At 61.7% G+C, this 5,716-nt stretch carries 7 protein-coding genes; all 7 read left to right on the top strand.

Annotation, left to right across the window (positions count from 1 at the left end):
• Positions 1-452 precede the first annotated feature (452 nt).
• A complete protein-coding gene (locus tag ACTG34_RS13235; RefSeq protein ID WP_439105358.1) occupies positions 453-794 on the top strand; it encodes a hypothetical protein in 342 nt (113 codons plus the stop codon).
• An 87-nt stretch (positions 795-881) separates the two neighbouring features.
• Positions 882-2,927 carry a TonB-dependent receptor domain-containing protein gene (locus ACTG34_RS13230; RefSeq protein ID WP_439105357.1) on the top strand — a complete coding sequence of 682 codons (2,046 nt, stop codon included), beginning with the start codon at positions 882-884 and terminating at the stop codon, positions 2,925-2,927.
• A 51-nt stretch (positions 2,928-2,978) separates the two neighbouring features.
• The gene (locus ACTG34_RS13225) at positions 2,979-3,638 is read left to right on the top strand and encodes a MotA/TolQ/ExbB proton channel family protein (protein WP_439105356.1); all 660 of its coding nucleotides are present in this window, start codon (positions 2,979-2,981) and stop codon (positions 3,636-3,638) included.
• Complete coding sequence (locus ACTG34_RS13220; RefSeq protein ID WP_439105355.1) at positions 3,638-4,021, top strand: ExbD/TolR family protein; 384 nt, start codon at positions 3,638-3,640, stop codon at positions 4,019-4,021. Before ACTG34_RS13225 ends, ACTG34_RS13220 begins: the two co-directional genes overlap by 1 nt.
• 3 nt (positions 4,022-4,024) lie before the next feature.
• Positions 4,025-4,453, top strand: coding sequence for an ExbD/TolR family protein (locus ACTG34_RS13215; protein WP_439105354.1), 429 nt, complete (start codon positions 4,025-4,027; stop codon positions 4,451-4,453).
• Positions 4,450-5,277: an energy transducer TonB gene (locus ACTG34_RS13210; RefSeq protein WP_439105353.1), complete on the top strand. Its 828-nt coding sequence runs from the start codon at positions 4,450-4,452 to the stop codon at positions 5,275-5,277. The genes ACTG34_RS13215 and ACTG34_RS13210 overlap by 4 nt, the downstream gene beginning before the upstream one ends.
• 118 nt (positions 5,278-5,395) lie before the next feature.
• On the top strand, positions 5,396-5,716 hold a 321-nt coding region (locus ACTG34_RS13205), incomplete at its 3' end, for a transposase (protein ID WP_439105352.1).

Genomic DNA, 5,716 nt, shown 5'->3' with positions numbered 1-5,716 from the left:
CGTGACCCGGAGAAACGATCCTTGAACATTTAAAAGAAGGAAAAACGAGCTTGACCCAGACACCCAATTAGAGAAGCCGACTTTCGCTGCTTGTGCGAACGCAACTTGGCCGGCAGCCCAAATCGGACATTGCGCAGAGATCACGCCGCGGGGTCCGGCAGAGCCCGCGTGGCTCGTGACACCCGCCACTTGCTGAGCGTGCGAATTCAGCCGTGTCAGATCGTGGCATCAGATACTCTGATAACATCACGGGCCGAACCTTCGGCAACCTACTCAGAGAGCGGGAGTTTGCTGCGTGACCACGTTGCCAGTTTCTGATTCCGAACGTGGGGCGCACATGCTGCTACACAATGTCCTTTGTGAATATTTGTATTGCGTCGCAACTGACCTGCTCGCATAAACCCGCCATGGTTAACGGTCATCGCATCATATCTACCGTCTTCTCGGTGTTTATGAGCCTGCTGCTTTCGGCGCAGGTGGCCTTTGCCCATATGCCGATTACAGAGCCTGTGGACGACAACCATATCGCGACGGTTCTGTGTGGGCCTGACGGGTTTACGACCATCATCATGGATCTTTCGGACGGATCCATTGAGGTCAAAAAATCCGACACGGTTCAGGACCGCTGCCCGCTCTGTGTTCTCGGTGCCATCGCATTGGTCGACGAAATCGACGCCCCTCAGGCGCAAACGCAGTTTGACCGCGTTCCCCAAACCCGCGTTTACGCCTTGGCTGTGCTTTCGGCAGACGTTGACCGTGCCAAGCCGATCCGAGCGCCACCGGCCTCCCTTTAACGACACACAACCACACTCCAATTGAGCTCACGCCGACACGCACCCGAAAGAGGAGCCAACCGTGAGCCGTCGTTCTAGGGACATACAATGACGAATTCCAACACCCTGCGCCTGAGCGCAGTCGCTGCACTCATGTGCTCCATCTCCCCTGTCGCTATGGCGCAAGACGCCGACATTACGCTCGATCCGATCACAGTGCTGATTGCCGAACGTGCGCAGGCCACCGCCACCACCTATGAATTCAGCCCCGCCGAAGTCGATGCCGCCCCTGTGGCCGATGGCGGCGAATTGCTCGACACGCTTCCGGGCGTTTCGCTCAACCGCATGGGCGGGCATGGCGCTGACATCATCATCCGCGGCCAGCAGGCCAACCAGATCAATGTGATCGACGCGGGCTCCATCACTTACGGCGGCTGCCCCAACCGTATGGACCCGCCGACCTCGACCATGTCGATTGCGCGCGCCGATACGATCATCGTCGAACGGGGCTATTCCAGCGTGACCCACGGGTCAGGCGGCACGGGCGGGACTGTGATCCTCGAACGCGAAGCCCCCGCATTCGAGGACGGCTCAAAGGTCAGCGGCACCTTTGCAACGGGCTACAACCTCAATGGCAATGCCAAGGACGTGGCGGCCAGCGTGGCCTTCGATCTGGGCGGCGGGTTCTATGCCGAGGCCTCTGCCGAATACAAGGACAGCGACGACTATGAGGCGGGCGACGGCCGCGAAGAGCGCAGCGCTTACACGCAAAAGAACCTCGGCCTGACACTGGGCTACGCGCAGGACGGCCTCGATCTGGCTCTTGATATCGAACATGACGAGGCGCTCGACGTGCTTTTCGCAGGCGCGGGCATGGACAGCCCGAGCTCTATCACCGATGTCTACCGCGTGCGAGGCTCCAAAGATGTCGACTTGGGGGCTCTGACACGTATCGAGGGCAGCCTTTTCCTGACGGAAGTCGATCACGTCATGGACAACTACTCGCTGCGCCCCAATGGCGGCATGTATATGCGCGTCCCGACGACCTCCGATACTTTCGGCGGCAAGATCGAAGGCCATTTTGACTTCGGCTCCACCACCGCGAAAATCGGTGTGGATCACCAGTCCAACAGCCGCAACGCCATCGCCTATGGCGGTATGGCGGCGATGGTCGACGCGATCGAAGCCGAAGATCCCTCCCGCATCGTCTTTGGCATGTGGCCAGATGTGACTATCGCTCAGACGGGCCTGTATGGGGAAACCGAAACCGCGCTGTCCGAGCAGACCACGCTGAAGTTCGGCCTGCGCTACGATCATGTGCGCGCCACCGCGGATCGTGCAGCGGATACATTTGGCTCGACCGTGCCGAACACTTTCTACACCGCGCAATACGGTACCACCTTTGACGAGGCGCGCACGGAGGACAACTTCAGTGGTCTGGCCCGTATCGAGCACAACCTCAGTGACACGACCATGGTGTTTGCGGGTCTGTCGCGCTCTGTGCGCACGGCGGATGCCAATGAACGCGCGATGGCGCGGTCCAACTGGGTCGGCAACCCCGACATCGCGCCCGAAAAACACAGCCAGTTCGACATCGGTGTCGAGATGGAGGGCGACGGCTGGGGCTTTAACGCTGTGGCCTATGCAGACCGTGTGACCGACTACATTCTGCGCGACCAGTTTACCGTTGCGGGTGTGACCACCTACCGCAATGTCTCTGCCGATCTGGCGGGGATCGAGCTGAACGGGATGCGTGAAATGGGCGCTTGGACTGTGGCGGGCAACGTCAGCTATACCTACGGGCACAACCGCACCGACGATCAGCCGCTGGCCCAGATGCCTCCGCTCGAAGGCGCGATTTCCGCTGCTTGGGAGCAGAACGCATGGACGCTCGGCGGTCAGGTGAACTTTGCCGCCGCTCAGGACCGCATCGACGCCTCTCGTGACGGCAGCACCACCGAAGGGTGGGCGACTCTGGACCTGTTCGGCAGCTATGCCGTGGCCGACACTTCGGCGATCAAGTTCGGCGTCGATAACGTCTTCGACAAGGCCTATTACAACCACGTCAGCCGTTCCAACACCTTCGACACCACCGTGGAGAAAGTCATGGAGCCGGGGCGTAGCTTCTACGTGAAATTCGAAACCACGTTCTGATGAGGGATCGGGCGCGGGGAACCCTCGCGCCCGATGCTTTGCGAGGCTGATATGGAAAACTCTTTGACTATGACAGGCAGCGTGGGCCGCGCCGCCGAATTGCTGGTCGCAGGCGGTCCTGCGATCTGGGCCATCACGGCGCTCTCGGTGCTCACACTCGCGCTGATTTTGTGGAAGGTCTGGGCTTTGTTGCGACTTGGCCTGTGGTCGGGCGGCTCCAAAACGGAAGACGCGGTTGCCCTGTGGCAAGGCGGAAACCGAACCGCAGCGCGGGATGGTCTGGCACACCGCAAAAGCCTGCGCGCGCAATTGGCCCGCCGTGCGATGGAAGTGCGCGGCGATGCCGACATGCCCGATGCGCTCGCCCGCGAAGAGGCCGAACGCTGCGCCCGCGGGCTTTTGAAATCCGCCCGCTCCGGCTTGCGTGGTCTGGAACTGGCCGCAACCATTGGCCCTTTGCTCGGGCTGCTCGGCACTGTGATGGGCATGATTGCCGCCTTTCAGGCGCTGCAAGCCTCCGGTGCCCGTGCCGATCCCGCCACGCTTGCGGGCGGTATCTGGGAAGCGCTGCTCACAACGGCGGCAGGTATGGCAGTTGCGATCCCTGCGCAGATTGCGCTGACGTGGTTCGAGGCTGCCATCGACACCCTGCGCCACGACATGGAAGACATCGCCACCCGCATCTTCACCGCCAAGGCAGGTCAGGACTGATGTTTGCCTTCGGCGCAGATCGGCCCAGACGCCGACCGAACCTCACGCCGATGATCGACGTGGTGTTTCTCCTGCTGGTGTTTTTTATGCTGGTCTCGCGCTTTGGCGCGGATGTGTCTATTTCGATCCGCCCATCTGGGGACGCGGCCTCGGCCGAATGGATCGGCCCGCCGCGTGTGATCGACGTCTACGGCTCGGGTCGCGTGGACCTTAATGGCGAGCCCTCCGAGGTGGAGCATCTGGCGGGCTGGCTCAAGCCGCTCATGCCGACCGATGAGGCCGCCGTGGTGATCCGCACCCATGACGCCGATCTGTCCCAGTTGACCGAGGTGCTGGACCTTTTGACCCGCAAGGGCATCACCAATCTGATTGTGATGGAGTAGCCCATGCGATTTGCCCCTCCCCAGCCCCGTGACACCTCTGCATCGCTTCTGCCGATGATCAACGTGGTGTTCCTGTTGCTGATCTTCTTTCTGATCGCGGGGGAGATGGTGCAGCCTGCGCCCGTGGACATCGACCTGCCAACCGCGCGGAGCGAGGAGGACGCGCAGGGGCTTTTCACCCTCTACATGGATGCCCAAGGGGTGCTGTCGTTCGGGGATCACATTGGCCATACGCCGTCTCTTGCTGCGCTTGAGGCGGCGGTGTCGGGCTACTGCGCGGTGGAGGAGTGTGCGGGGGCGCCTGCCATCCTCTCGCTTCATGCAGACCGCGCAGTAGCTGCGGCCGATCTGGCGCGTTTGCTGCCCGAGTTGGGCGGCATAGGCATTGCCCAAATCGATCTGGCCGCCGAGGCGGCAGGGGGCACGCCATGACATCGGGCCTCCGTTTCGCCGCCTTCATCAGTCTCTCGCTCGCGGCCCATATCGCCTTTGCAGGGTTCGCGCCGATGACTGGGGGGGACGAATCCGCGGGCGAAGAGGGCACCGCCATCCTCTCCATCACCGCATCAAGCGCCTCGCTCGCCGCAATGGTCGAGACATGGGACGCCGCCCGAGACACCCCGCCAGATGTTTTTGTGGACACAAGCGCGCCGGAGGCTCCTTCCGAGGATATGTCGGCCTTGCCCGCGTCTGCCTCTCCGCTGCACCTGGCACCTCCTAAGCTGTCGGGCGCGGCGTTGAATATGCCGAGCGAGAGCGCCCAAGCGGCTCCAAGCGCGGACCAACCGCCCGCGCCGCTCGCGCCACCCAAGCCTAAGGCCAAACCGAAATCAGCCGCCAAAGCCGCGCCGAATTCCTCAAAAGCGTCAAGCGCATCGGCCGCGCAGAGGGCGGCGGGTCAGGGCGGCGGACAAGCGCGAGGGGCGGCGAGCAAGGCTCAGGTTGCAACTGTTTCTGCGGGGCAGGCCCGCAAAGACCTCGCCAACTGGGGAGCCTCGATCCGCGCCGCCATTGAACGCAAAAAACGCAGCCCCTCCGGCGCAGGGAAATCGACGGGGACTGTAGGGGTGCGCTTGACGGTGTCTCCCTCGGGGAGCCTCGGCTCCGTCGCGGTCTATGCCTCGTCGGGATCGAGCAGCCTCGATCAGGCCGCCATTGCAGCCGTTCAACGCGCAGGTCGCTTCAAACGCGCCCCCGCGTCACTGACCAAATCCAGCTACAGCTTCAAACTCAAGATCGCGTTTTCAAGCCGATAAGCCAGTCGTCCGTTGCATGGGATCGGGTTCCGAAATCAGGTTCAAATCGTGGAGAGGTGGTCGCGGAATTTCGGACCAGTTGTTAAGGTGGATCGCATGAAGAAAGTGACGATCCAAAATGAAGAAACGAAAGAACCATTCGCCAGAATTCAAAGCCAAGGTTGCGCTTGAAGCGATCCGTGAAGAGATGACGCTAGCTGAGCTGTCCAAGAAGTATGGCGTTCACCCGACGCAGATCGGCACATGGAAGCGCGCTGCGATAGCGAACATGGCGACGGCCTTTACTCGTAAAGGTTCAGCACCCGAGCCGGTGCGCGCCGCTGACGTAGACAAGCTGCATTCCAAGATCGGCCAGTTGGTGGTGGAACGGGATTTTTTAGTGGACGCCTCGCATCAGTTGCTCGGGACGCGCCCCTCTCGTGACCTTGCCTATGGCAAG

Origin of the sequence: Celeribacter marinus, assembly GCF_965656515.1 — a bacterium.
Classification (GTDB): domain Bacteria; phylum Pseudomonadota; class Alphaproteobacteria; order Rhodobacterales; family Rhodobacteraceae; genus Celeribacter; species Celeribacter marinus_D.
This window is presented reverse-complemented; position numbering and strand designations above follow the sequence as displayed.